The organism is Legionella nautarum (assembly GCF_001467895.1).
Lineage (GTDB): Bacteria > Pseudomonadota > Gammaproteobacteria > Legionellales > Legionellaceae > Tatlockia > Tatlockia nautarum.
The window spans coordinates 982,545-1,006,390 of the sequence record NZ_LNYO01000013.1; the positions used below are offsets into that span (position 1 = coordinate 982,545).

Below are 23,846 nucleotides of genomic sequence, written 5' to 3' on the forward strand. Positions count from 1 at the left end.
CGAGTTAAGTTACAGGATTTTTCATCGTTTAAACAGAGGTCTGAGAAATTAATCTTTATAAAATCGATTGCTGTGAGTTTTCCTGCACCAGCTCTAAGTTTTGAGCATCGCTTGGCTTCTCCCTTTTCGCGGAGGGTGACAAAATATTGCAATAACGCGATTCGTCACGCTCTGCCAAAGCTGAGTTCTAAAAAGGTTGGGCCGTGCCTCAACACTAAATGCTTACTGAACCAGAATAGTTGGTGGTTCATGAAACAGGCAGGTTTCTTCCTTCTCGTCCAGCTGAGCACTGTTTTGCATCAAATTTTGTAGATCTGTCTGTCTATCCGTTTTTGCACCGCTAAAAAGGGGATGAGTATTGCTGCAATAGCGGGCAAGCATAAATACTGCGCCTAATCCGGCGAACAATATTCCAACGAGCATCATTGCATCAGCTAATGCGCGTATGAACCAATCCCGATGACTAAATTTGGTTTCAGCCGCATTGATTATTTGCATCGCTTGCTCTTTTATTGGCGCTGCGGACAATCTGATCGTTAAGGATTCTTGATAAAACGCATCAATTTCTCGAACATAGGTTTCCTCTTTGGGATTTGCTTTAACATGGTTATCGCGAAATTTCTTTAATATTAGCAGATCGTTAGCAATTTCGGTCGATAAAAGTTTTTTTTCAGCCGTGGCAATCGCTTGCCATAAAATGCTATCTGAAATGGCAGCGGCTCTTAGTTGCACAGCGACTTTCTCATTTGTATCGATTAAGTTTAATACCCGCTCAATCTCTTCAATTGAAGTTTCTGGTTTTACAGTTTCATTAGTTTTCAGTTTGAGGTAAGTGTTTTCGTAATCCAATTTGGCTATATCGAATGAAGATTGAAATTTTTCCTTTTTATTGACAGATAAATTCTCAAAGGCTTGGAGAAGCTCGTTAAAGCTGATTAGCTTAGCCTCTAAGGTTGTTGCTTTATCATAAACATCACGAGCTTGCCGATAGCGTCCTTTTCTACCAAGCTCATCAACTAACCTATCATAGTCCGCCTCCAAACGCTCGAGATCCTCTTGATGGGCTTCCTGTAAGGGCTTGGGCAGGGAGTTAAAGGCGTCTATTACAAGTTGACAGGCATTCTGTTTCTCTTTCAGTTTAGTTGATAAAGAAGTGTCATATTCGAACAGCTTTGCTTGAAAAGTTTCATTCGCCTCTTGCCATAGAAGTAAAACGGAGCTAGCTTCTTCAAACTCTTGTTTAAGCCTTGCTTGTAAATGGAGAGGAAGTTGATCAAGTCCTTTCTCAATTTCAGCAAAAGCGTTTTCTTTTTCTGGCAAAGTTGGGATTTCATGAAAACATTCAATTTTAGCGCGACACTCTACAAAGTTATCGCGTAGCCTAGTTAAGGCGTCCATTTTTTTATCATCTTTATTGTCTAAGCGATTTTTGAAGGTTGATTCAGGATAAACCTCTAACATTCTTGCCCAAAGCTTATCTTCTGTGATTATTCTTGCTGCTAAAGGGCTGAATTCAAGCAATTCTGGTTGTATAGAATGCAGTTCTTCAAAGCAAATGGTCAGCAGCTGATCACCACTCATTTCAGATAGCTCTGAGTCCTTAATCGGATAGAAAAATAAACTCTCTTGATTAATAGGTCCTAGATCAGTGTGTGAAGCAAATAACTCATTAATTTGCTTAGAGGCTTCAAGATAGCCGCTTAAGTACTTATTAAGAGTTTCTCGAAAGAATAGAATGTCTTCTTCACCCAAAGAAGCGTCTTTATCCGCTGCTCGTTGTAATTGTCTGAGCACGGTTAAGAGACCTTGGACATGATCTAAGGCGTCTGTTATTTTCTGCCATGCTGAGCCCTTAGCGGCCTCAGTCTTGCGAAATTCGCCACACAGTTTGTCATAGCTAGTGAAACGGCTAAAGCCATGCTGCTCAACGCTTTGGAACGCATACAAATGGTGTAAGATTCGGCTTTCACGATATTGGGGAACAAAAGCATAGCCATGTTCGGCCTTATCTGACATTTTATCAGAAGGAACTAAGAAGTTGTGTGTGGAACTTGGGTCGTGTCCCCATACATTATAGAGATCACCTTGATGCGCAAGAATATCTACATAGTGGGTAAATTGTTGGGTAAGTAATCCATACTCAATCTGAGTAAAATCGATTGGTTTACTCAAATCTTTAAAATGTTCCAACCAACTTTCCATACGTGTTGGAAATAAAATTCTTTCTTTCATATCCAAAGCGGCGGTCAGTGGGATTCCTTGTTCTTCAACGGTAGTTGGGCTTGAGGGATCAGAAAAGAGGATGCTTTGATATACAGTTGCGCTGGAATCTGCCACAAGGTGGGGGGCTTCTTGCAAATGGCAGAGTTTAGCTAAACGTTTATTTAAAGTATCCACATAGGCTGTGTGAACCGCCTGAAAATTACCCTCTTTTCCAAAGGTGGCTGTTTCAAATCCTCTAATGTGCATATATTTGGCTAAAGATTGCCGAGTCTCTTTATCCTCCGGCTTTAGCAAATCAGCAGGAAGTTCTTGAAAAATCTCAGTCATAAGATCAGCAAATAAGGTGGATCCAAATTGTTTTTCTAGTTTTTCCCTGAGTTTCTCGGCATGCTTTTGCATGCTGGGGCGTAAGTTTTTGATATATTGATAATTTGCTATATAACCTTTTGTGAACCAGGCGGTGTTTGTTGTTCCTATATACTCTCGTGGAATAAGGATATTGTCTCCGTTATTGTCAGGGTGGGCAAAGTCACGGTTGGCAGCACCATTGTCAATACCAGCGAATTGCTTCACCTTTCCTTTTTCGGTCTCATAATCGTCTTTCAAAACAACAATGTTGCCACTGTGGACACTGTAGTTTCCGACAAGGATTGCTAACATGAGAACGGAAGAGAGACCGAAGTACGCACCCAGCTTAGTTAGTCCTGGATAAAGCCCGGTACCATAAAACATTTCATAAATGGGATCTCTATCTGAACCATCTTTGTAACCTGTACCAATCAGCTTAAATAGTTCATCAAAATTTTCGCAGGGTTGAATGAGGGCGTATTGGCCATCTTCGCATTGAATGAAGTCAGCACAAATAAAAGAACGATGATATTCTTTTTCAATTAATCCTCTTTCTTTGAGCTTAGTAAATAATCTTCCGATTAAGCCTTCAATGAACAATTCTCTTTGGTCGGCTGGTTTTTTTATAAAGTACTTTTTCTTGGGTTCGTCTTCAGTTTCATAAAAACCATCAACAGGACTTTTGTTCTTACCTGCAGTTTTATCTTTAAATTTAATTAAGGTTTGCCCATTATAGACGAATTTAGTAGGCATATAGACCCCGGTTTCGCAAACAAAAATAGAGTCTATAATAACAAATAAATCCTTAAGGAATACTTAAGGATTGTGTAGAAAAGATTAATGTCCCCTCTTAACTAATTTAATATTTTCTTTTCCTTTCCATGGACTTCGTAGAACTCTTTCCATTCAAAGTCTATGTAATTTTCGATAAGTCGTTTGATTTCAGCGACTACGCCTTTTTTTGTCCTGTGTTCTGTATGAAATTTTCTTGCTAAAACGGGATTTTTTTTATCGAGAGAATTAACGATATACCCATCTGCTCTGTATAATTTTGTTGATTTTTTATCTAATTCAATATCGTAATGGACCTGAAAATTTTTATAGTTATATTCGATCATTTTTTCTCCCTGGCTCTAAAAATCTCTATTACAAGTACTTAGTGTAAAAAATAGACGAAAATCGCAAATCATGCAAAAAAATCCAGCTAAATTGCGCTTATAAAAACCTAGTTCAACTATACTTATAGTATGGATAACTTACTCAGAATATTGGGGAATTGCCATGGAACTTACGATTTTCTTAGCAAAGCTAATCGGCTGGTATTTTGTGATTTTAGGGTTTTTTTTAGTGGTACGCCGACAAACCTTAAAAACAGCAATTACTGATCTTATCTCTGATAGCGCGCTCATGATGCTTATTGCCTCTGTAACTCTTATTTTGGGGTTATTGTTGGTGCTTAGTCATAATGTTTGGGTCATGGGATGGCCTGTTATTGTGACAATAATTGCTTGGTTAGTGCTGTTAGGCGGCCTATTGCGTTTGTTTGCCCCTGAAGTGGGTATTAAAATTGCAAAAGGATGGCTTAAGAATCCAACTTATGTCATTGTCGCAGCATTAATTTACATTCTGGTCGGTTTGTATTTGCTTTTTAGGGCTTATTTACATTAATCGGTCTGCGAAACGGAGGCAGCGATTGATTATTCTCCTCATGAAGGCTTGAAGGCTTTAGTTTACTCATGCCATAATGATTTATTTTTATACATGACCTTCAATGCCTTTCAGCGATAACAAAATTGTTTGGATAGTTTTTGCGCATGTGACTATTATCGCCCTTAGCAATACCTTGGTGCAATTTCCTTTTATCTGTTTCGGATATCGCACGACTTATGGTGCCTTTAGTTATCCATTAATCTTTATTTTAACTGATTTGAGTACGCGTTTGCTGGGGCAGGATAGGGCCAGAAAAATCGTTCTATTGGCTATGCTGCCTGGCCTTATTTGTTCTTTTTTTATTTCAAATTACTACAGCCAAGGCGAGTTTTTTGTTTTCAATACTGTTTCCATGCGCGTGGCTTTAGCGAGTTTGGCAGCTTATGTACTAGGGCAATTATTGGATATCACTATTTTTCAAAAATTACGCCAACAACAGCCATGGTGGATTGCTCCAAGTGTTTCAAACGTGTTTGGTAATCTATTCGATACTTTCTGTTTCTTTTTTATAGCGTTTTACCACTCCAACAATCTGTTTATGAGTGCGCATTGGTTTGAAATTGCGTCGGTGGATTTGTTATTTAAAATAACCATTAGTTTACTTACTTTTGTCCCACTTTATGGAATTACTCTGCAGTGGATTTTACGCAATCAAGCTGAGGCAATGGAACTGGTTAGTTGAGCTTAGAATTTTCGTTGTTTTTCAATGACCCAAATGATTTATATATACCCATAGTTAAAATAAATTGACCTAATTTGTTTTTTGATTTACAATTTGGATTTTTTTTATCTATCTTATAAGGATGTATTATGAAAGGAAGAAAAGAGCAAACTCCCTCACAAAAAAAAGATCAGCGTAATTCCGAAGCAGAAAACAATTCTCCAAGAAGTAGGAGCAATCCCTCTACTCCAAGAACTAAGAGTAATCCAAGAGAAATGCTCACTGGATTAGGAAGAGCATTCTCTTCTGTACCCAGTTTTTTCCCCAGGAGCTCTTCAGGCGGAATCTCACCACGTAAAAAAGATAAAGGGGTCACAGGGGAAACTAATGCGGTTATTCTTCCTAGCTCAAGCAAGCTAGATGAAGAGTCTTTGCTTTTCAAGTCGCGAGAAAAGAGTAAAGGTAAAAAGAAAGAAAAAGAAAAAGAAAAAGAAAAAGAAAAGGAGAAAGAGACAGAGAAAAAAGGAGATTTTTTTTATACTGAAAGTGATGGTGAGCAACAAATTCCTCCAGGCTGCGAAACCGATGGCGATGAGTCCATCGTAGAACCTAAGAAAAATCTTATTATTAGAAGTGATGCAGCAAATAACACTGAAACCGAAACCGATGACAGCGTAGACGCATTGATTTTTCCCTTAGAAGAACCTGAGTCGCCACAATCTGCAAAAAGATGGTCTATAACGCCTGCTTCTAATAATCTCAAATTAAATTCTCTTTTCATCGAAGGAATTAGCGATAGCCATGAAAAAGGCGAAGAGGAGGAACTTCATTTATCCTGGCATACTAAAGAAAGCTTGGAAGAATTAATTTGGAAACAAAATTTACAAGAAATAGAAAAACAAGAAATTGAGTTATTGGAAAAAATTTGTGCCGATCTTGATGTGATTTATCAGAAATTTGCAAAACATATCGAGAGTGATGATAAAGAAGGCCAAAGACAGCTTGGAGCATTTTGGCATTATCTAAAAGCTAGCATTAAATTTATTATGACGAACTCAACTGAAATCAATAATGTTTCAGAGCTTACGCTGATTTTTAAGCTAATCATGGAAAAATATCTTCCAGGCCAGATACAGTTCAATTCAGAAAAAGTAGGGTTAAGGTTAAAAAATACGCTCCGAGTACAACTTTTACGTATTAATGAGATGCAAAAAATCGGACCGCCTTTTGATAGGATTATGCCATTCATGGCTCAAAACCTTAACATTAAAATGTATAATGTACAGCTTAATGAATTAATAGAATTAGCTATATCAAAAGAAGAGTACCTATTGTCTAATGTCAAATTAGCAGAGTTACATGAAAGGTTGGTACGCAAAGTAGTCCCCGAAGGCTATATTAGTTTGGCTAAGCTACTGCCACAAAAAGGGAATTTAGCGAATATGGTGATTCGGCGATTAGCAAAAGAGTTAAGCGCAGAAAGGAATGCTAGTTTTCCTGATTGCCAATCCGATGAGGATGATTTTTATATTCTCAAAGGGAGCCCATTACACGAGGCCCTAACGAACCGTGTTGATGAATTTTTGAGGGATCATAAGAGATTATATGAAAAAGAAAGTTCATCGGGCTCAAGTTTTATAGGTATTCTGTCTGTGAAGCTCGCAAGCCAAGTAAAAGAAGAATTAATTTCTCATAAATATATGACTCATTCTGCCATCTCTTTTACTGCTGGATGATTCACAGGTTGGTTGGGTCTTGGCCCAATGGCGTTTGATAAAAACCCCTTCTGCCGGGATCCCGCGACTTGTTCGCCGGATCCAGGGATCTCAATATGAAAAAACATCGAGAGGATGCCATGGACAAGCCGTGGCAGGTAGGGATGGGTTAAATGTAGTCAAAAATCCTTAAGCCGCATCATTATGCCTTGGTTCAACCCACAGCTTAATCCCTCTTTTTAACAAACATGTCTATCACCGCCTTATTCCATTGTTCTGGCTGTTCTAAACTGGATAAATGCCCTGCGTCCGAGATCACGATAAGTTTACTATTTCTTGCTAAAGCGTGCATGTTCGCAGTTTGTTGTGGTGCGACAATTGTATCTTTATCGCTGGTTATCAGTAAAACGGGAACCTGGGTGTTCGCTAAGGTATTTGCTGTATCCTCTCGCATAGCCATACCAAATAAAGCAGAAGCGATGGCTGTTGGAGTTTGTACCATCACCATATTTTGCAAAAATAAACGAGTTTGCTCGGAAGCGGAATTTGATAATGCTTTGGCAGTAAAATTATTGATTAACTGTTCTGTGCCTTCAGAAAGTACTTTATTACCAGTTTTTTCTCGTTCCCTTTTTAGACGAGAAGAGTCAGCTGCTACCTGCGTGTTGGAAAGAATTAAACCACTCACCCTTTCCGGATATTTTTGTAAAAACGCAAGCGCAACATAACCGCCCATCGATTCTCCGCCAATGATCGCCTTCTTAATATAAAGTTGATCAAGTAATTGTGCGATTTGATCGGCATATTCAGTCATGGTGATTGTATAGCCGAAAGTGCCTTCAGAGTGACCAAATCCCCATAAATCCAAGGTGATTAAACGAAAATGTTGTTTTAATTTTTGTTGCTGTGGTAACCAAAGTGATTTATCGGTTGGAAACGCATGAATGAGGACAAGGGCCTCGCCCTCGCCGATCTCGGAATAAGAAATGTATTTACTGTTCAAAGGAGGAAGGGCAAAAACCTTGGTCATGCTAATAAAAAAGGTGCAGAGACCAAATAAAAAAAACAGAAAACTTGCAGGTGAGAAGCCGTTAAATATTTTTTTATTATTCAATTTATTAACCTTTTTTTGGTTATACGAAAGAGTTCTGCTGAAGCTTAGGTAAATTAATTCTAAAGGCAAGGCAAGATAATGGCAAATAACAGTTGTTACTGTTTGCTTAGCATGCACCTATATTGCTGCAAATGTTGTACAATGTGCGGCTTAAAAAGCAGCGCTACGCTCTTCCTCGTTTTTCTTATGGGCACGATTCCTGCTTGCATAATTTTTCAACGAAGTTGATACAAATAAATAAAAATGGCTGTAAAACAGAGAATAACTATAAGGGGAACTGCTCATGAAAAAGTTGGGGGTTAATATTGCAGCATGGTCTATGTTGATATTTTCGCCATTTGCCTTTGCGGAACAACAACAAAGTTGGGGCAGTTGGGTCGCAGGGGTAAGAGAGCAAGCGATTTCGGAAGGTATTTCTCCTGCTTTATTCGATAAGGCATTCGCTGGTATTCATGAACCGAGCCGTACAGTAAAAGGTTTAGCCCGTTCTCAGCCGGAACATCGCTTAACTTTTAGCAAGTATCTGCATTCGCGCGCCGATAATTATCGCATTATCATGGGGCGAAAAAATTATTTAAAAAACAAAGAATTACTGGAAAATATAGGACGTGATTTTGGTGTGGATCCTTGTTTTATTGTGGCATTTTGGGGGATGGAAAGTAGCTACGGTACTTATATGGGTAATTTCCCAGTTATTAGATCACTTGCTACCCTAGCCTATGATTCCAAACGCCAAGATTTCTTCCGTAAAGAATTATTTCTAGCCCTTCACATTCTGAATGATGGCCATGTGACCTTGGATCATTTCAAAGGGGAGTGGGCCGGGGCTTCAGGTCAGCCACAATTCCTACCTTCCAGTTGGTTAAAATTTGCAGTCGACTATGACAAAGATGGTAGAAAAGATATTTGGGAAAGCAAAGCGGATGTGTTTGCCTCGATTGCTAATTACATGAAGTTAAATGGTTGGCAAACAGGTGAACCCTGGGCTATTCAAGTCAAATTACCCGCTAATTTCGATATGAAATTAGAAGGTAAGACGACTGTTAAACCGGTGAGTGAATGGAATGCGATGGGGGTGCGTACTGAAACGGGGCAGCCGTTACCTAATCAAGATTTGAAAGCGAGTATCGTGCAGCCTTTTGGTGGTCCAGCTTTCTTAGCTTATCCCAACTATAAGATGATTTTGCGCTACAATAATTCTATATACTACGCAGGAGCTATTGGCTACATGGCTGATAGAATTTGTAATCGCACAAACAATTAATAGTTCGCGGCAGCAGGGGGGATTCTGATGGAAACTTATCTCGACAAAACAGCTAGTTTAACTCCAGCTGCCAGGCGTATTATTTGTGACAAAGCAACAGAATATCCCCATACAGGCGAATACAATACTGTCGCAAAAAAAGGCTCTTACCTTTGTCGACGCTGCGGATTAGCTTTGTTTCGCGCAGCAAGCCAATTTCATTCCGGTTGTGGTTGGCCGAGTTTTGATGACGATATAGTTCAAGCGGTTAAACAAGTACCTGATCGCGACGGCCAACGCACTGAAATTCTTTGTGAACGTTGCGACGCCCATTTAGGACATGTTTTTATTGGCGAATTTTTTACCCATAAAAATCTACGTCATTGCGTTAATTCAGCTTCAATTGATTTTGTTGCCGATTCGGAAGTCCTTGATACCCAGGAAGCAATTGTTGCCGGTGGTTGTTTTTGGGGCGTCGATCATTTTCTGCGCCTCATCCCTGGAGTACTTAAGGTAGAAGTGGGTTATACAGGAGGTATTACGTTTAATCCTACCTATGAGCAAATTTGCCGTGGCGATACCGGTCATTATGAAGCTGCGCGCGTCGTTTATGATGTGGGAAAAACGGATTACCATGCGGTATTAAAGCGTTTTTTTGAAATTCACGATCCAACCCAACGCACAGGCCAGGGGCCAGATCTTGGACAACAATATAAAAGTGCAGTTTTTTACTACAATGATGAGCAGCTTGCTGAAGCTCAGGATTTAATTCAAATGCTACGCAATCGTGGCTATGATGTAGTGACACGCTTGCTTGAAGTACAGCCTTTTTGGCCTGCAGAAGGTTACCATCAAGATTATTATGGCAAACATAATAAAGCCCCCTACTGCCATAGACCTGAACCTCGTTTTGGTTAGCAGCCTTGATTGGCTTTCGCTGTATCAAGGCTGTTTAATTCTTACACCGGTGGTGGTGGACCGCGTCGGCCGAGCAAACTCATAACGAGCAAGACCACGAAAATAATAAGGAATATAAAGAATAAGATTTTTGCAATGCCTGCAGCAGCGGCGGCAATTCCACCAAACCCAAACGCTGCAGCTATCAGCGCAATGACTAAAAAAACCAGTGCCCAACCTAACATAATGCTCTCCTTGGCATAGGTGTTCATTATTTAGTTAAGCCAAGATCAGTCAAGGTTTCAAGTAATATTTGATAATTTTGAGCGAATCTCTACGGGATTCGGGCTTCCTCAAGAGAGGGAACTCCGTTGCTGCACTAGATTAGCTGCTTAATTTATGATTTATTAATTTATTTTACAGGGAATATTATGCCATTTAATATTGAATTGCGTCAGAGCAATAACAAGGTGATTGTTAAACTTCAGGTCGTAAGAAAAGTAATTAATGTCTACTTTACGGGAAAAGTTGAGGATATAGTAAAGGAGAGAAAACGCTGGATCCATCTAGAAAAACATTTTGTGAGCTCAATTCCTGAAGTGGGTCCTGAAGCGGGGGTTAGCTATACTACTGATGCTTATCATCATAAAAAAGAACATACTAACAACAAAGAATATACGGAGACCGATGAGCAACAAACCTATCATTTACATCGTCAATTTAAGGTTGAAGTAACGCCAGCTTTACTATCTACCTATCTGCATGAATTTTGGCACCAACAAACTATTCATGGTGGCAAATTTAGATTTTTAACAAATTCAAACGAAGTTGGCTCAATAATAAAAACCTTTTCTGTTTATTACGAAAGCTATAAGAACAGTTCTCTAGAGCTTGAGTATGAAAAAGACAATGAATTGACAGGGAAAGAGCTTAATGAGTTTATAGAAAAAGCCAAAGAGGTAAGATTAAGTAGGTTGTTTGCTTCTCAAAATTCGCCCGTTTTTGCATCTCAGCCTCTTGCAGTGAGTTACCCAGAAGACAAAGCATCAAAGAATAGTCCTCAACAGGGGTGGAACTAATCGTTCTGCGGCTCAGTTTTTTTATACCTAGCATCGGCCTGCTCAGCTTTGCGTGTATTTTCTTTTAATTGAATTTCGCTTAGCTGAGTTTCCCAGAAGCTTGTTGCTTGTTGTTTAAATTGATTGAGAAGGCGGAATAATTTACCAAGGTGTTCAGCCAACATAGGTAGTTTATTGGGACCAAACACAATGAGCGCAATCAGAAAGCAAAGAAAAAGCTCAGCACTACTCATAATTTTTTCTCTTCATCCTCATTCAAGGCGCGGCGGAAATTTTTGATGGCATTACCTAAATCAGTACCGAGGTTTTTTAACTTATTGGTACCAAATAGGGCAACTATAATAAGCAAGATTAATAGTAAAGATAAAGGCTTGATACCTGCTAATCCCATACTAGCTCCTAGTTGTTCGATTAATAAGACTGATAAATCCCCCCGCTACAGCTACTAACAAGGCGGTGGGTGCTAATTTATCATAATTTAGTACATTAAGGTAACTAAGCAGGCTAACTGTTATCATTGTGGTGAAAATTCCAACACCAAGTCCTTTGTACCAATTCTTTTGGGATCTAAAAGAATGATCTCTAATCTTATGTTGCTCAAGGGCACGAATTTTTTGTTCCTTCGTTAACTCCAATACCTCATGTATTAATCGTGGCATATGAGGAAGTTGTTCGGTCAGAAAAGGTAAATTTTCACGTAATTGCCGGAAAAATGCTTTAGGTCCTATTTGTTCCTTTAGCCATTTTTCTAAGAAGGGTTTCGCGGTGGCCCAGAGATCAAGTTCAGGATAGAGTTGGCGACCTAAGCCTTCTATTGCAAGCAGCGTTTTTTGCAGCAACACGAGCTGAGGTTGAACTTCCATTTGAAAGCGCCGCGCGACTTGAAAGAGGCGTAAGACGACTTGAGCGAAAGAAATATCTTTCAATGGCTTTTCAAAAATAGGTTCACAGACGGTACGGATAGCGCTCTCGAATTCTTCGACACGAGTATCACGTGCTACCCAGCCAGATTCAACATGCAGTTGTGCGACACGGCGATAGTCGCGATTAAAAAACGCATACAAATTTTCAGCTAAATAGCGTTTATCGCTGTCATTCAATGTGCCAATAATGCCAAAATCAATACAAATGTATTGCGGATTGTCCGGGAATTCCGGCGACACAAAAATATTACCTGGATGCATGTCGGCATGGAAAAAACAATCTCTAAAAACCTGGGTAAAAAAGATTTCGACGCCGCGCTCAGCGAGTTTTTTAATATTAATATTATTTGCTTGTAGAGTCGCTAGATCGGAAACCGGAATGCCATGGATTCTCTCCATGACCATCACGTTTTCGCGCGTATAATCCCAATAGATTTCAGGGATGTAAAGCAAGGGCGAATTATGAAAATTGCGCCTTAATTGACCAGCATTTGCCGCTTCGCGCTGCAAATCGAGTTCATCAAAAAGATTATGCTCAAATTCGCGAACAATTTCCTTGGGCTTCAGCCGCTTACTTTCAGCCCAATAACGATCCGCTAAATTGGCTATGGTGTACATAATGCTTAAATCTTTTTCGATGATTTTACGCATGTTGGGACGCAATATTTTTACGACCACTTCTTCGCCACTATGTAAGATTGCCGTATGCACTTGCGCCATGGAGGCCGAAGCAAGGGGGTGGGGATCAAATTGGGCAAAAACATCATACGCAGAGCGGCCAAAAGCAGATTCCACAATCTTAAGCGCAATATCACTAGGAAAGGGCGGCACTTTATCTTGTAGTTTACATAATTCTTGCGCAATATCCGGCGGTAAAATATCAGGTCGAGTCGATAAGGCTTGGCCAAATTTAATAAAAATAGGCCCTAATTCTTCCAAGGTTTTGCGTAAGGCTTCGCCGCGCGTTAGTTTTTCTTTGCGCAGCCAATTCCAGGGATTCAAATACACAATAAAGCGGAAGGGCGAAAAAAGGCGAATACTGACAACGACCTGATCCAAACCATTGCGGGCCAAAATCGTATTGATATGCAGAAGTCTCAGTAACTGCTTAATCGATTTCATAATGAGCCATCAATTGGTTAATGTGAGCCTGCAAGCGTTCAACATCTAAAGCCAATTTATCGATGTCGTTAAAAAAATCATCAATCTCTTCTCGCGGAGGAAAAAGGCGTAATTCTTCGTGTAAATAATCACTGAGATTGTGGCGTAGAGAATCACTAAGTTGCTTTTTAAAGGCTATACCCTGACGGAATAGCGAACCAATCTGATGGGCTACGACATCACCAGTAAAATGAGCTAAATGCCCTTCCCAATCGATATCAAGTTCATCGAAAAGTTTTTTGACTTGTTGTCCAAGCTCCACGTCCCCTGATATGCGAATTTTGTCATTAAAAAGAGAGCGTGCTTGTGATGCAGGGAGAAAACTTAAACGGATTAAGCCAAGTGGGCTACTGTGAATAATGGTGTCGGGGCGCCCGTCATAGTGGTGCAGCAGTTGTAGTTCCCCATGTTGAAAAGCAATATAGAAGTTCGCTCCAAGCGGGGCAACGATGATTTCCAGCACTTTGCCATCCAGCGCAGCAATTTTAGCTGGCATGGATTCATCAAGGGCTAAAGCATGATTAATTGCTTGTTGCAAAGCTTTTAAGGAATATTTTTTAATCATAAAGTTCTCAATATTTGTAGGCAATATGGAGGGCAACAATGCCGCCACTTAAATTATGATAATGGCAATCTTCAAATCCTGCTCGTTCTATCATCGTTTTCAATTCTTCTTGGGCGGGGTGCATGCGAATTGATTCTGCAAGATATTGATAACTCGCTGCATCATTGGCGAATAATTTACCCAGTTGAGGCAAAATATTAAACGAATACCAATCATAAATCGGTTTCAGACCGGGAAGGGTTGGCGTGGAAAATTCTAAGATCATTAGCTTCCCTCCAGGTTTGCAGACCCGAAACATCGAGCGCAAGGCTTCCTCTTTATCGGTGACATTGCGCAGACCAAAGCCCATGGTGATACACTGAAAATGACTCGTGGTAAAAGGCAAAGTTTGGGCATTCGCTTGTACGAAATGAATATTGCGGTAAAAGCCTTGATCCAATAATTTATCTCGACCCACAGCCAACATCGCCGCATTAATATCGGCCAAGATAACCGTGCCGGAAGGCCCTACCTTTTTGGACAATAAACGAGTTAAATCACCACTTCCACCTGCTAAATCAAGCACGTTATCACCTGCACGAACCTGACTAAGCTCGACGGTAAAACGTTTCCAGAAATGATGGACCCCCATAGACATCAGGTCATTCATCAGATCATAATTCTTAGCAACCGATTGAAAGACGGCGCCAACTTTCTTTTCCTTTTCATCCCAGGTTATGGTTTCAAAGCCAAAATGAGTATTTTTTCTATGGTCGGTCATTAGGTTAGGTGTCGAGGCAGCAAAAGATGACTTATCTTAACCGATTCCAAGGCGGATACCCAATAAAATGATGATAATATGTCCGACAAAATCTAACAGAATATTGGCTGAGGAGGCCGGAGCATGAGCTACAATCTCGGACTGCTGTCTAATTTTGTGGGGATTCTGGGCGTTATTTTAGTTCTACTGGCTTATTTTTTATCGCAAACAGCAAAGCTCTCTGTTGATTCTTTTAAATACTTAGGCAGCAATTTGCTCGGCTCTTCTTTAATTACCATTTCCCTACTTTTTCATTGGAATTTATCATCGTTTTTAATTGAACTGGCCTGGAGCGCAATCAGTATTATGGGAATGGTGCGGATTGTTTTACAGAATAGACTAGCGAGAAAAATGGATAAAGCCGGGTCGGTATAACAGACCCAGCTTAAGTACATTAAGAAGCAGTGTCATCATCATCAGAAGAGGAGTTTGAACTGTTTGTATCACCACTAGAATTGGTAGAAGAGCTACCACTCGTCGAGCTACCAGCACTATTTTGATCACCAGATTGTGGGGTGGTGGCGGTAGTTGATTGTTGAGTATTATCAGAACTTGCTGGAGTAGTATCAGCATGAGCCAATACAGATACAGAAGTGCCAAACAACATTACAAGTAAAGCTACTACTTTCTTCATTGGATCTCTCCTAGAGTTAGTCAAACACAATCCTCTCGTAATCCAAATTGAGACTTTAAAAAAAATTTACCCCCCTTAAAACTTTGTTAAGAGTAAAAAGTGAATAAAAAGTCCTAATTTGGATTACGAGAGTTATCTAAGCATATAGCTAAATTTTTTTAAAATTAACCATTTAAAGAAAAAAATCCTAAAAAAGGGCAAATTTTACTTTATTTTGATATTTTATGGTCTTGTTGTTGGTATTTTGTGTCGCCGGGCTTTGTTGTTGTTTTGCTGGACCAGCCAAGCCCACCATCATAGACCTAAGTCAGTAGCTGATTCAGAGCGGCGAGATATTGGTTTTCATCTGGAGGACATTGATCTCGTTGTGCTTTCCAAAGACACTCTGCCAAAGAATCCATCATCAGATGCTCTACTATTAAAGAATCAGAATATTTTTGTAATAGGTTTTTATAAACTTGTGCGATTCCTGTGGGTCTATCAGTACTCACCTGTTCGCGAATTGCAAGATGCAGGCCCATATGTAAAAAAGGATTGGTTTGTCCAAGCTCAGGAAAATAAGCTTGATCCAGTGGCTTATTTGAGGTTTCGAGCAGAGCCTGATATTCTGGATGGTCAATGATGACTGCCACAAGTTGCTGTTCTAAGGGTTGTAAAGGAAGTTTCTGTTTGTATTTTTGCCAGCTAGAAAAAAACAGTTGCCGAGTATCTTGGACATTATCACCATAAAACATAAATAATCCTGAGCTCACTTTAAGCGTTCGTAAGGCAAGTCTAACTCAGTGTTAATCGAACGCAAAGATTTACTCCCACCCTTCTTCGCTAAAAGAGAAATAAGCGTATTTGTTGACAAGGCTGCTCAAGTTATGAGATATTCCTTTTTGCGAGGTTGGACTTGCTATGTGTCATTCCACTGGGTCAATTGGCGACACACTGATTGACCCTTTCTATTTTCATTCCGTACAAAATTCTATAAATCTTGCTATTTTTTCTTCAGTACGATAAAAACGTTGCTGCAATCGTCATATTCAACGGATGGAGTAATTTGCAATGACTGGATTTTTTAAATACAAAATATCAACCCGCCGTATCGCCATACCTAGAGATTCTGAAGGAAAAATGGAAGCTTTTGATGCAGATAATGAACAGCATCTCGCAGTGATTAATTCGGGAGTAGCACGTTTTAAAGAAGCACTACCTCAGATGCGCAAACTTGATAGAGAGATTCTTTTGGGTGCGAGTATAGCCACTATAGCTATTGGTTTGAATATGGCTTCTACGTTTCCTTTTTTTCCTTATGTTTATTTTAGCTTTACAGCAGCAATTGTTGGCACAGCTATTGTCTGCCACGGTTTCACTGCTCGCTCAATGTTTGTTGATAAATATCTGAAAATATTCAATGAGTTAAAAGAAATTCATCAATGGGTTTCAGAATCTAGAGAAACCAAGCATTGGAATGGGATTGAATATTGGTATGCAATTCGCAAAAAACCAGTACAAGATATGATTCTGACCTTAGGTCCCTGGGTACCTAAAGAATTCATTAAGACTTGGAATGAAGAGGATTTGATACCTAGTAATGTTCCGCAAATGATTAGAAAGCGTACCCCGGGCAGGCAAGTAATAGAATTAACCCCCGAATTCATTGAAAAATTGGCTGAATTGGCTTCCGGCCAGGTTCAGGCTGTAAATAGCGAATACCGATATTATGGTGATAATAATGTGCGAGATTACGCTATTATCGCGGAGGAATATTGGCAAAGATCGAAGATAGTGGCAGCGAGACTGGCAGATGGGGCAACAAATATAGCCTCAAAAGGTGGGGAGTTGATGGTTGCTTTAGCAGCAACTCCTAAGCCTCATAATAGTTAATTGAGCTCTAACCCTATTCCGCGACTTGTTCGACATTGTTGCAGATTTTACTTTTGTGCCTACCTACCGCGGCTTGTCCGCGGTATCCATGCGATTTTTTTTCATATTGAGATCTCTGCATCCTGCGAACAAGTCGCGGGACGTAGTGATGGAGCTCAACTATACACAACGGCCAAGCCACGTGAATTCGCCAGTTATTTAACCCTTTAAAATTGACTACTAGCAAGTTTCAAACTTAAAAATAACATCAGCAGCCCACTTGAAAACTCAATACGTCGCCAAACGCTGATGCGCGATAAAATATCTGAAAAATAATGGGTAGTAACGGTTAGGGATGTAAACCACAAAAAACTAGCGGAGATCACCCCTAATAGAAAAGCTTGTGGATGCTCAGGAAATTGACGGCTGCCGCTGCCAATAATTACTAAGCTATCAATAATCGCATGAGGATTAAGCAAACTAAATCCTAAAGCAAGTAGGACGATTTGCAGGCGATTGGAATTTTTCTGTTGGCGGACAGCTTGTTCCGTGTGCTTGCTGAATGCTTGTTTAAAAGCTTTGGTACCATAGTAGAGAAGAAAAGCGACACCAAACCAAGTCACCCAAATTTGCAAAGTGGGATGTAGTTTTAGCAGTTGGTGCAGGCCTGCAACGCTTGCAACGACAAGAATAATATCGCAAAAAAAACAAATGACCGCGGAGAGTACCGCATGTTTTCGGAGTGCACCCTGGCGAATGAGGAAAACATTTTGTGGGCCTAAAGCCATGATAAGCGATAAACCTAATAATAAGCCATTGAGATAGACGAATGTCATGATGCACCTTTAGAACAACAGGGCTAGCAATTATCCATCATTTTTCTCTATAATTAAAATTAATAATTATTATTATCAATAAATTTTACTTATGAGAATCGAGCAGCGAGAATTACAAGCTTTAGATGCCGTTATTCAAACGCAGAGTTTTGCCGAAGCTGCAAAGCGCTTATTTATTACCCAGCCTGCAGTGAGCCTGCGCATTAAACAATTGGAAGCTCAATTTGGCCAACCTCTACTTATCAGGACCTTGCCTTACAAAGCGACGGCTCTAGGTGAAAAATTATTAAGCCTGCTGCGGCGTACACGCTTACTCGAAGAGCATTTATTGCAAGAAATTCAATATGATACCTCAGCGCGTCTTTCGGTTGCTTTAAATCGTGATAGCTTAGAAACTTGGTTTATCCGTTTGCTCGACGAATTGGAGTTGCTGGAGAAAATTAATATCGACATCATCACCGATGACCAGGAAGTGACTATCGACTATTTTCGCCAAGGATCCGTTTCTTCCTGTGTAACTAGTTTTGATAAGGCTTTACCCGGTTGTGAATGTACTTTATTGGGTCATATGGACTATTTGTTGGTAGCATCACAAGCGTTTATTACTCGTCATTTCAAAGCTACAAAAACAGTTGAAGACAATTTAGCTGCTGCGCCGGTTATTATTTTCAATGATCGCGATCGCTTGCCAGAACAGTATTTCCAACATTTTTTTAATAAACCACTGATTCTCGGCCATCACCACAAAGTACCTTCAGTCCAGGGGCATAAGCTTTTTGCTTTGCATGGTTATGGTTATGGATTAATTCCTCGACTCGATATAGAGAAAGAATTGGCGAACGGTGATTTAGTGGAAATCTGTCCTGATAAACCTTGGTTAATGCCGCTTTACTGGCATTATTGGCAATTACCGGCGCGACAATATCAGCGTTTTATTGAGAAAATAGCTAAAGAAGCCAAGCGTTTTCTCATTTAATTTGATAAACAAAGGGAAGAGTTAATATGGGATCTGGAATTAGAATGGCTGAGGTTTCTTGGCCTGTAATAGAGCAAGCATTTGCAGCGAATTTACCTCTTATTATTCCCTTAGGCGCGGGCTGTAAAGAGCATGGTTTACATTTACCGATGAACACCGATTTAATTCTTGCCGAATATTTAGCGGCTTGGGCAATCCAACACTATCCTGTGTTAATTGCCCCAACCGTGCAATATAGTTTTTTTCCTAGCTTTAGTGAGTATCCCGGATCAGCAACGCTTTCTTACGAGGTCGCGGTTAATTTTTTTGTGGATATATGTACCTCTTGGCATCAGCAAGGAGCGAAGCAATTTTATGTTTTAAATACGGGCATAAGTACAAATCAAGTGTTGTTTGAGGCAGCCAAGCGACTTGAGAATAAGGCTATTTCTTTTAATTATTGTGATTTTTCTGAGGTGCATAACCATCCTGAGATTAAAGGTATAACAAAACAAAAAATAGGTACCCATGCGGATGAACTAGAAACATCGCTAATCTTATATATCAAGCCTGAAATGGTTGATCTGATGAAGGCTAAACCTGAGGAAAATGCAGCTTTTCCCGGCCCGTTAACCAGGAATATTGAGGCTAATGATAAGACAATTTCCGTAACAGGAGCTTGGGGGAACCCTACGCTTGCGACCCGCGAAAAAGGAAAAATCGTAATGAAGCTGTTGCTAGAAATGCTAAAAAAGGATTTTAGCCGTTATTTTAGATTGTGACTTTGGTTGATCTCAACTCCTGCTATGAATGTCCCTACAAACACATTGCGGGTGTAGAGCTATTAATGACAGCCTTTTGCCCAAGCGCTTGCAAAACTCCCCCTCCTCATTGACCATCAATGAACAAGCTATTAGGATCAAGTAATATTCACGCATTTATTCGCAACTTAAGCGCTCCCAAAATGGCTGCAGAGTTGCCGATTTTGCCATCACTGAGCTGCTATGGAACAACTAGAACAATTAAATGTAGGCTTATTTCATGCAATTAATGCAAATGCCAATGTGCAGGGTATTGGTCTATGGTTAGCAATTTTTTCTGCAAAATATTTCATTTATGTCGCTGAATTCGGATTGATTGGCCTTTGGATTTGGGGAGATATAAAAACCCGTAAGACAGTAGTCTTTGCGTTTCTTTGTAGCGCATTAGGCATATCGATCGATTGGCTCATTGGAACGGTATATTTCCATCCTCGGCCCTTCGAGCTTGGTTTAGGCCATACTTTGATGTACCACGCTGCCGACAGCTCCTTTCCCAGCGATCACACGACCAGTCTCGCTACGCTGAGTTTTATGTTTTTATGGCGAGAATCAGGCCGCAGTATAATTGGCCTATTGTTGCTGTTTGTGACGCTTTTGGTGGGATGGGCTCGTGTTTATGTTGGTATTCATTTTCCCTTTGATATTTTAGGCAGCCTTGTAGTTTCCTTTATCGCGACAATCATTATTAGTTATCTAACGCCATGGATTGATAGATATCTAATACCTATCCCAGAGTATATTCATTATCTTTTATTTAACTCGACACGCAAAATAGCGAATAGGTTTGGTTTTAAAAAATAAATTATCGCTTGCCAAGATCAGGAAGGATTATTTTAATAAAGTAGGCTTGCATTTCGAGCAACCTTTTTGTTCATATTTTGTACTATAATGTTAAAGCTTCACTAGCAAGCCAACCAATCAGGGAGAAATTGTTATGGACAACTCAATTTTTAGCGAAATCCTTAATTTCATTCAAAATCATTCAGATGGCCAGAAAATGGTTGAACAAAGCAACGTGTCTACTTCTCAAATGCATAAAGTTGCTCAAGAAGTTATGCCCAAAATCACTGAGCAAGTAAAAAATGATCCGCAAACCTTAGGCGATATATTTAAAATTATTGCGCAAAATAAAGATGACCCCCAGTCATTACTTAATTCAAAGCCTGGTTTTGATCAACAACAAGTACAAAATGAGGGAAGTCAGATTCTAGAAGCCATATTCGGGGGCGGCAATCAAACTTCTAAACTAGCGAACGATGTCTCTCAAAAAACTGGCATTAGCGTCGTAGATATTAACGAAATGCTGCCAATGATTGCAGCGATGGCGACAAAACTACTCAGCAATAAAGTAGATACGATGGGTGGCCAAGAGGGTTCTGCGGGCCAGCAAAAAACGCTCAACGAACTTCTGGGATTCCTGGATATAAACAAAGATGGTTCTATTAGTGATGATTTAGGCCGTATTGGTCAAAAAATCATGAGCAATCTGTTCGGTAACCAAAATAAGCAAGCCTAATAAACAGGCAGGTCAATGTTTATTTTTGACCTGCCTGATTTTCTAAAACAAAACTTGCCGTTTGTGTTAGATTCGAGTTGGCTGTTATTTGAGTAGTCCGCGTAAATTATTCTTCATTGGTTGTTATAATCAGCAAATCCATGAATTAATCGCTCAAGATAGTTGATATAAGACTAAAAGATGGCTATAACTATCAATGCATTTGAAACTAGCAATAATAGGCATGCTTTTTGCATTTAAAACCGACTTTTTCATGATCTTTATTATTATGAGAAAGTGGCTAAAGGATTTAGCTTTTTAGGTTTTTTAACAATTGATAAGACGTACTGATTTGTAAAAAGAAGTCCGTTTTCTACCATTAAGAGAGGGAATTTAAGATGAGTAGTATTATCGATGTTGCTATTAAGCGTTTATCGGATAGCAGTTGTAGCGAACATGAATTACGCTTGTTTCTAGAGAATGAATTTTCCACTTTGCCAAATCGTGAGTCCCGCATTGATGCGACTTTTAAGCGTTTAAAAGAATTGCAATTAATCAATGACCTAAGATTGGCAATGAATTTAGCGCAACATTATGCGCATAAAGGAAATCGCTTTATCTCTCAAATGTTAGAACAAAAAGGGATATCTGAAGAAATAATTACCAGAGTATTGTTGTCTCTTGAAAATGAAAATGTTCGAGCGCTGGATGAAGCACGTAAAAAACTTGGCGGCAAATGGGATAGCTCTGAAAATGCCACGACACTTCTCCACCGATTTTTAAGTGGTCGTAGTTTTTCTTATGCTGCCATCAAAACTGTAATTGGGCAACTGGAACAAAGTGCTGCATGATCAACGGATGATCAGTTTGACTTATTAAGTTGCTTTACTATAGTTTAGATGTAAACAAAAGGTCGGCACTCTGGCCGTACGAAGTTTACACAAAAGCCACTTGAGAGTGGCTTTTGTTATTTACGGGCTAGCTTAACTCCTTGAGATTTCAAAAGTTTCTTGTAAAACAATGCAAAAATATCAAAGTCCTTAATAAGCATTGAAGTTGCCTGACTACGGGTATAAAATGCCGAGATTAATTTTCCTGCCAGTGTCTACCGTAGGTACACAAATTTAAAGGAGGGAGCGTGGGCTCTTTGTTGAAAAAAAACGCTATCTTAGTGCCTTTTTTAGCAATACTTTTAATGTTGACAGACATTTTGTACGCTGCTGAAAATAGCAATAGCAAGAAAAATACAGATGCAAATAGCAAGAATGTGCCCGCCGGTACTCCTACGAATGCAGCTACTACTAACGCTAATGCGCCGGCTAATCCACCTGCAAATAGCCAAGTTCCAGCAAAACTGAATGCACCAGTTGAGCCACTTATTAACGGCTATTACCCCGCTTACCCACCCACTACACCAGCAACAGGTGAGCAAGCTGAACTGATTAAAAAAGGGGAATATTTGGCGAGAATGGGTGACTGCATCGCTTGTCATACTGACGTAAAAGGGAAAACGCCCTCGTTTGCCGGCGGGTTACCTATTAATACTCCTTTTGGTACCTTTTATAGCCCTAATATTACACCTGATAAAGAAACAGGTATTGGTAATTGGACTGAAGAAGATTTTATCCGCGCATTGAAACATGGTCGGGATCCGCAAGGTAGAAACTATTTCCCCGTCTTCCCATATATCTATTTCTCTAAAATGACGGACGATGATGCTCGTGCACTCTATGCTTATTTTATGAGTATTCCTGCTGTTAACCTGAAAAATAAAGAGTTACCTTTCCCGTTCAATGTTCCTGGAGCACGTTTCAGTTTGTGGGGGTGGAATTTATTATTTTTCTATCCCGAAGATAATCCTATCGTCAATGATCCCACTAAATCGGCAGCATGGAACCGAGGTAGATATATTGTAGATAGTCTTGGCCACTGCAGCATGTGCCATACGCCTTTAAACATCTTTGGTGCCCCTAAAAATCGCTTCTACCTGACCGGTAGCTTTATTGATGGTTATTGGGCTCCCAATATCACTAAATACGGCCTAGAGTCAGCAACTCATAATGAGGTTTCAGACGTTTTTTCTCGAGGTGAACTCATTAATAATGCTGGCCCAGTAGCGGGGCCAATGGCCGAGGTTGTACATAATAGTCTAATGCATTTAACCGAAGAAGATCGCTTGGCCATGGCCACTTACCTAAAGACAGTCGTTAGTGAAGAGCCTTTAGGTGTTGCCGGTTCTGAGAATCAGCCCTCCTTAAAGCGAGGCAGGCAAGTCTATGTTAATGCCTGTATTATTTGTCATCAAAATGGCGAAATGAGCGCGCCGGTAATTGGAAATGCATCTAACTGGTATTTCCGTTTACAAAATAGCGGATTGACCGGCCTATATCGCCATGCAATTGAGGGATACAACAGCATGCCAGTTAAAGGTGCCTGTGTGACCTGTTCTGATAATGATATCATCGCTGCTGTTGATTATATTTTGAATAACTCGCTTACTCGTTCGCAATGGAGTGATTTATCCACTGGTGGTCCAGCTAAATTCCCATCAAATGGTCAGGAAATTTATGAAGAAAACTGTGGCATGTGCCACAATCAGGGACTACAAGGTGCCCCCAAAATTGGTGATAAAGCAGTCTGGGAGCCTTTAATTGCGCAAAATATGGATGTTCTGATTGAGAAAACCATACGAGGGGATGATCATCCGAAAAAAGGTGGTTGCAAACACTGCACTACTGGCGAGGTGATTGAGGCAATCAAATATATGGTGAGTCAATCAAAAACAGAAGGTAATTACTCGCTGTGGTAGTTATCCT

General features: G+C 39.9%; 26 protein-coding genes. 14 read left to right on the forward strand and 12 right to left on the reverse strand.

Going from position 1 to position 23,846, the window contains the following annotated elements; genetic code table 11:
* Positions 1 to 222 precede the first annotated feature (222 nt).
* Positions 223 to 3,324, reverse strand: a complete 3,102-nt coding sequence (locus Lnau_RS07740) for a LepB GTPase-activating domain-containing protein (protein WP_058504545.1) — start codon at positions 3,322 to 3,324, stop codon at positions 223 to 225.
* A gap of 101 nt (positions 3,325 to 3,425) precedes the next feature.
* A complete protein-coding gene (locus tag Lnau_RS07745; RefSeq protein ID WP_058504546.1) occupies positions 3,426 to 3,689 on the reverse strand; it encodes a hypothetical protein in 264 nt (87 codons plus the stop codon).
* A gap of 163 nt (positions 3,690 to 3,852) precedes the next feature.
* Here Lnau_RS07745 and Lnau_RS07750 point away from each other — a divergent pair, with 163 nt between their 5' ends.
* The 3 genes from Lnau_RS07750 to Lnau_RS07760 all read left to right on the forward strand — a co-directional run bounded on the left by Lnau_RS07750 (position 3,853) and on the right by Lnau_RS07760 (position 6,678).
* A complete protein-coding gene (locus tag Lnau_RS07750; RefSeq protein WP_058504547.1) occupies positions 3,853 to 4,239 on the forward strand; it encodes a hypothetical protein in 387 nt (128 codons plus the stop codon).
* A 103-nt stretch (positions 4,240 to 4,342) separates the two neighbouring features.
* The gene (locus tag Lnau_RS07755) at positions 4,343 to 4,963 is read left to right on the forward strand and encodes a 7-cyano-7-deazaguanine/7-aminomethyl-7-deazaguanine transporter (protein WP_058504548.1); all 621 of its coding nucleotides are present in this window, start codon (positions 4,343 to 4,345) and stop codon (positions 4,961 to 4,963) included.
* Positions 4,964 to 5,091: 128 nt separating this feature from the next.
* Positions 5,092 to 6,678 carry a hypothetical protein gene (locus Lnau_RS07760; RefSeq protein WP_058504549.1) on the forward strand — a complete coding sequence of 529 codons (1,587 nt, stop codon included), beginning with the start codon at positions 5,092 to 5,094 and terminating at the stop codon, positions 6,676 to 6,678.
* Between the two features lie 205 nt (positions 6,679 to 6,883).
* Here Lnau_RS07760 and Lnau_RS07765 read toward each other — a convergent pair whose 3' ends face one another.
* The gene (locus Lnau_RS07765; RefSeq protein ID WP_133134914.1) at positions 6,884 to 7,771 is read right to left on the reverse strand and encodes an alpha/beta fold hydrolase; all 888 of its coding nucleotides are present in this window, start codon (positions 7,769 to 7,771) and stop codon (positions 6,884 to 6,886) included.
* 283 nt (positions 7,772 to 8,054) lie between these two features.
* Between Lnau_RS07765 and Lnau_RS07770 the strand changes: the two genes are divergently transcribed.
* Positions 8,055 to 9,035, forward strand: coding sequence for a lytic murein transglycosylase (locus Lnau_RS07770; RefSeq protein WP_058504551.1), 981 nt, complete (start codon positions 8,055 to 8,057; stop codon positions 9,033 to 9,035).
* Between the two features lie 27 nt (positions 9,036 to 9,062).
* Positions 9,063 to 9,932 carry a bifunctional methionine sulfoxide reductase B/A protein gene (locus tag Lnau_RS07775; RefSeq protein ID WP_058504552.1) on the forward strand — a complete coding sequence of 290 codons (870 nt, stop codon included), beginning with the start codon at positions 9,063 to 9,065 and terminating at the stop codon, positions 9,930 to 9,932.
* Positions 9,933 to 9,973: 41 nt separating this feature from the next.
* Here Lnau_RS07775 and Lnau_RS07780 read toward each other — a convergent pair whose 3' ends face one another.
* On the reverse strand, positions 9,974 to 10,156 hold the full coding sequence (locus Lnau_RS07780; protein ID WP_058504553.1) for a DUF1328 family protein: 183 nt from the start codon (positions 10,154 to 10,156) through the stop codon (positions 9,974 to 9,976).
* Between the two features lie 186 nt (positions 10,157 to 10,342).
* On the opposite strand from Lnau_RS07780, the gene Lnau_RS07785 reads away from it, so the two are divergent.
* On the forward strand, positions 10,343 to 10,990 hold the full coding sequence (locus Lnau_RS07785; protein WP_058504554.1) for a hypothetical protein: 648 nt from the start codon (positions 10,343 to 10,345) through the stop codon (positions 10,988 to 10,990).
* Here the strand turns inward: Lnau_RS07785 and Lnau_RS07790 are convergent.
* From Lnau_RS07790 to ubiE, 5 genes are read right to left on the reverse strand one after another with little or no spacing between them, the layout of a single operon-like run.
* The gene (locus tag Lnau_RS07790; protein ID WP_058504555.1) at positions 10,987 to 11,223 is read right to left on the reverse strand and encodes a twin-arginine translocase TatA/TatE family subunit; all 237 of its coding nucleotides are present in this window, start codon (positions 11,221 to 11,223) and stop codon (positions 10,987 to 10,989) included. The genes Lnau_RS07785 and Lnau_RS07790 overlap by 4 nt on opposite strands.
* Positions 11,220 to 11,381 (reverse strand): twin-arginine translocase TatA/TatE family subunit, encoded by a 162-nt coding sequence (gene tatA, locus Lnau_RS07795; protein WP_058504556.1) that lies wholly within the window; start codon positions 11,379 to 11,381, stop codon positions 11,220 to 11,222. Before tatA ends, Lnau_RS07790 begins: the two co-directional genes overlap by 4 nt.
* Before the next feature lies 1 nt (position 11,382).
* A complete protein-coding gene (gene ubiB, locus Lnau_RS07800) occupies positions 11,383 to 13,035 on the reverse strand; it encodes a ubiquinone biosynthesis regulatory protein kinase UbiB (protein WP_058504557.1) in 1,653 nt (550 codons plus the stop codon).
* A complete protein-coding gene (locus Lnau_RS07805) occupies positions 13,022 to 13,639 on the reverse strand; it encodes a ubiquinone biosynthesis accessory factor UbiJ (RefSeq protein WP_058504558.1) in 618 nt (205 codons plus the stop codon). The genes ubiB and Lnau_RS07805 overlap by 14 nt, the downstream gene beginning before the upstream one ends.
* A gap of 7 nt (positions 13,640 to 13,646) precedes the next feature.
* Positions 13,647 to 14,399 carry a bifunctional demethylmenaquinone methyltransferase/2-methoxy-6-polyprenyl-1,4-benzoquinol methylase UbiE gene (gene ubiE / locus Lnau_RS07810; protein ID WP_058504559.1) on the reverse strand — a complete coding sequence of 251 codons (753 nt, stop codon included), beginning with the start codon at positions 14,397 to 14,399 and terminating at the stop codon, positions 13,647 to 13,649.
* Positions 14,400 to 14,522: 123 nt separating this feature from the next.
* Between ubiE and Lnau_RS07815 the strand changes: the two genes are divergently transcribed.
* Positions 14,523 to 14,813, forward strand: coding sequence for a CBU_0592 family membrane protein (locus Lnau_RS07815; protein ID WP_058504560.1), 291 nt, complete (start codon positions 14,523 to 14,525; stop codon positions 14,811 to 14,813).
* Between the two features lie 19 nt (positions 14,814 to 14,832).
* Here the strand turns inward: Lnau_RS07815 and Lnau_RS07820 are convergent, their stop codons facing one another.
* Together Lnau_RS07820 and Lnau_RS07825 are read right to left on the reverse strand one after the other, a co-directional pair.
* The gene (locus tag Lnau_RS07820; protein ID WP_058504561.1) at positions 14,833 to 15,072 is read right to left on the reverse strand and encodes a hypothetical protein; all 240 of its coding nucleotides are present in this window, start codon (positions 15,070 to 15,072) and stop codon (positions 14,833 to 14,835) included.
* A gap of 302 nt (positions 15,073 to 15,374) precedes the next feature.
* Positions 15,375 to 15,806 carry a DUF1841 family protein gene (locus Lnau_RS07825; protein ID WP_058504562.1) on the reverse strand — a complete coding sequence of 144 codons (432 nt, stop codon included), beginning with the start codon at positions 15,804 to 15,806 and terminating at the stop codon, positions 15,375 to 15,377.
* 316 nt (positions 15,807 to 16,122) lie between these two features.
* On the opposite strand from Lnau_RS07825, the gene Lnau_RS07830 reads away from it, so the two are divergent.
* Positions 16,123 to 16,944: a hypothetical protein gene (locus Lnau_RS07830; protein ID WP_058504563.1), complete on the forward strand. Its 822-nt coding sequence runs from the start codon at positions 16,123 to 16,125 to the stop codon at positions 16,942 to 16,944.
* A gap of 206 nt (positions 16,945 to 17,150) precedes the next feature.
* Here Lnau_RS07830 and Lnau_RS07835 read toward each other — a convergent pair whose 3' ends face one another.
* Positions 17,151 to 17,759: a LysE/ArgO family amino acid transporter gene (locus tag Lnau_RS07835; RefSeq protein ID WP_238585932.1), complete on the reverse strand. Its 609-nt coding sequence runs from the start codon at positions 17,757 to 17,759 to the stop codon at positions 17,151 to 17,153.
* A gap of 91 nt (positions 17,760 to 17,850) precedes the next feature.
* Between Lnau_RS07835 and Lnau_RS07840 the strand changes: the two genes are divergently transcribed.
* The 6 genes from Lnau_RS07840 to Lnau_RS07865 all read left to right on the forward strand — a co-directional run bounded on the left by Lnau_RS07840 (position 17,851) and on the right by Lnau_RS07865 (position 23,839).
* Positions 17,851 to 18,735 carry an ArgP/LysG family DNA-binding transcriptional regulator gene (locus tag Lnau_RS07840; protein ID WP_058504564.1) on the forward strand — a complete coding sequence of 295 codons (885 nt, stop codon included), beginning with the start codon at positions 17,851 to 17,853 and terminating at the stop codon, positions 18,733 to 18,735.
* A 26-nt stretch (positions 18,736 to 18,761) separates the two neighbouring features.
* Complete coding sequence (locus tag Lnau_RS07845; RefSeq protein WP_058504565.1) at positions 18,762 to 19,496, forward strand: creatininase family protein; 735 nt, start codon at positions 18,762 to 18,764, stop codon at positions 19,494 to 19,496.
* Between the two features lie 222 nt (positions 19,497 to 19,718).
* On the forward strand, positions 19,719 to 20,336 hold the full coding sequence (locus Lnau_RS07850) for an undecaprenyl-diphosphatase (protein ID WP_058504566.1): 618 nt from the start codon (positions 19,719 to 19,721) through the stop codon (positions 20,334 to 20,336).
* Positions 20,337 to 20,469: 133 nt separating this feature from the next.
* Positions 20,470 to 21,051, forward strand: coding sequence for a DUF937 domain-containing protein (locus Lnau_RS07855; protein WP_058504567.1), 582 nt, complete (start codon positions 20,470 to 20,472; stop codon positions 21,049 to 21,051).
* A 377-nt stretch (positions 21,052 to 21,428) separates the two neighbouring features.
* A complete protein-coding gene (locus Lnau_RS07860) occupies positions 21,429 to 21,881 on the forward strand; it encodes a regulatory protein RecX (protein ID WP_058504568.1) in 453 nt (150 codons plus the stop codon).
* Between the two features lie 287 nt (positions 21,882 to 22,168).
* Entirely contained in the window at positions 22,169 to 23,839 is a 1,671-nt protein-coding gene (locus Lnau_RS07865; protein WP_238585933.1) for a c-type cytochrome, read from the forward strand.
* The last annotated feature ends 7 nt before the right edge of the window (positions 23,840 to 23,846 follow it).

Excerpts from the sequence above, each read along its gene's own strand:
- Lnau_RS07740 (WP_058504545.1), bottom strand. The coding sequence starts at position 3,324 with ATGCCTACTAAATTCGTCTATAATGGGCAAACCTTAATTAAATTTAAA.
- Lnau_RS07855 (WP_058504567.1), top strand. The coding sequence starts at position 20,470 with ATGGACAACTCAATTTTTAGCGAAATCCTTAATTTCATTCAAAATCAT.
- Lnau_RS07845 (WP_058504565.1), top strand. The coding sequence starts at position 18,762 with ATGGGATCTGGAATTAGAATGGCTGAGGTTTCTTGGCCTGTAATAGAG.
- Lnau_RS07750 (WP_058504547.1), top strand. The coding sequence starts at position 3,853 with ATGGAACTTACGATTTTCTTAGCAAAGCTAATCGGCTGGTATTTTGTG.
- ubiE (WP_058504559.1), bottom strand. The coding sequence starts at position 14,399 with ATGACCGACCATAGAAAAAATACTCATTTTGGCTTTGAAACCATAACC.
- Lnau_RS07850 (WP_058504566.1), top strand. The coding sequence starts at position 19,719 with ATGGAACAACTAGAACAATTAAATGTAGGCTTATTTCATGCAATTAAT.
- Lnau_RS07830 (WP_058504563.1), top strand. The coding sequence starts at position 16,123 with ATGACTGGATTTTTTAAATACAAAATATCAACCCGCCGTATCGCCATA.
- Lnau_RS07805 (WP_058504558.1), bottom strand. The coding sequence starts at position 13,639 with ATGATTAAAAAATATTCCTTAAAAGCTTTGCAACAAGCAATTAATCAT.
- Lnau_RS07815 (WP_058504560.1), top strand. The coding sequence starts at position 14,523 with ATGAGCTACAATCTCGGACTGCTGTCTAATTTTGTGGGGATTCTGGGC.
- Lnau_RS07770 (WP_058504551.1), top strand. The coding sequence starts at position 8,055 with ATGAAAAAGTTGGGGGTTAATATTGCAGCATGGTCTATGTTGATATTT.
- tatA (WP_058504556.1), bottom strand. The coding sequence starts at position 11,381 with ATGGGATTAGCAGGTATCAAGCCTTTATCTTTACTATTAATCTTGCTT.
- ubiB (WP_058504557.1), bottom strand. The coding sequence starts at position 13,035 with ATGAAATCGATTAAGCAGTTACTGAGACTTCTGCATATCAATACGATT.
- Lnau_RS07825 (WP_058504562.1), bottom strand. The coding sequence starts at position 15,806 with ATGTTTTATGGTGATAATGTCCAAGATACTCGGCAACTGTTTTTTTCT.
- Lnau_RS07745 (WP_058504546.1), bottom strand. The coding sequence starts at position 3,689 with ATGATCGAATATAACTATAAAAATTTTCAGGTCCATTACGATATTGAA.
- Lnau_RS07785 (WP_058504554.1), top strand. The coding sequence starts at position 10,343 with ATGCCATTTAATATTGAATTGCGTCAGAGCAATAACAAGGTGATTGTT.
- Lnau_RS07775 (WP_058504552.1), top strand. The coding sequence starts at position 9,063 with ATGGAAACTTATCTCGACAAAACAGCTAGTTTAACTCCAGCTGCCAGG.
- Lnau_RS07780 (WP_058504553.1), bottom strand. The coding sequence starts at position 10,156 with ATGTTAGGTTGGGCACTGGTTTTTTTAGTCATTGCGCTGATAGCTGCA.
- Lnau_RS07860 (WP_058504568.1), top strand. The coding sequence starts at position 21,429 with ATGAGTAGTATTATCGATGTTGCTATTAAGCGTTTATCGGATAGCAGT.
- Lnau_RS07755 (WP_058504548.1), top strand. The coding sequence starts at position 4,343 with ATGCCTTTCAGCGATAACAAAATTGTTTGGATAGTTTTTGCGCATGTG.
- Lnau_RS07790 (WP_058504555.1), bottom strand. The coding sequence starts at position 11,223 with ATGAGTAGTGCTGAGCTTTTTCTTTGCTTTCTGATTGCGCTCATTGTG.
- Lnau_RS07820 (WP_058504561.1), bottom strand. The coding sequence starts at position 15,072 with ATGAAGAAAGTAGTAGCTTTACTTGTAATGTTGTTTGGCACTTCTGTA.
- Lnau_RS07840 (WP_058504564.1), top strand. The coding sequence starts at position 17,851 with ATGAGAATCGAGCAGCGAGAATTACAAGCTTTAGATGCCGTTATTCAA.
- Lnau_RS07835 (WP_238585932.1), bottom strand. The coding sequence starts at position 17,759 with ATGACATTCGTCTATCTCAATGGCTTATTATTAGGTTTATCGCTTATC.
- Lnau_RS07760 (WP_058504549.1), top strand. The coding sequence starts at position 5,092 with ATGAAAGGAAGAAAAGAGCAAACTCCCTCACAAAAAAAAGATCAGCGT.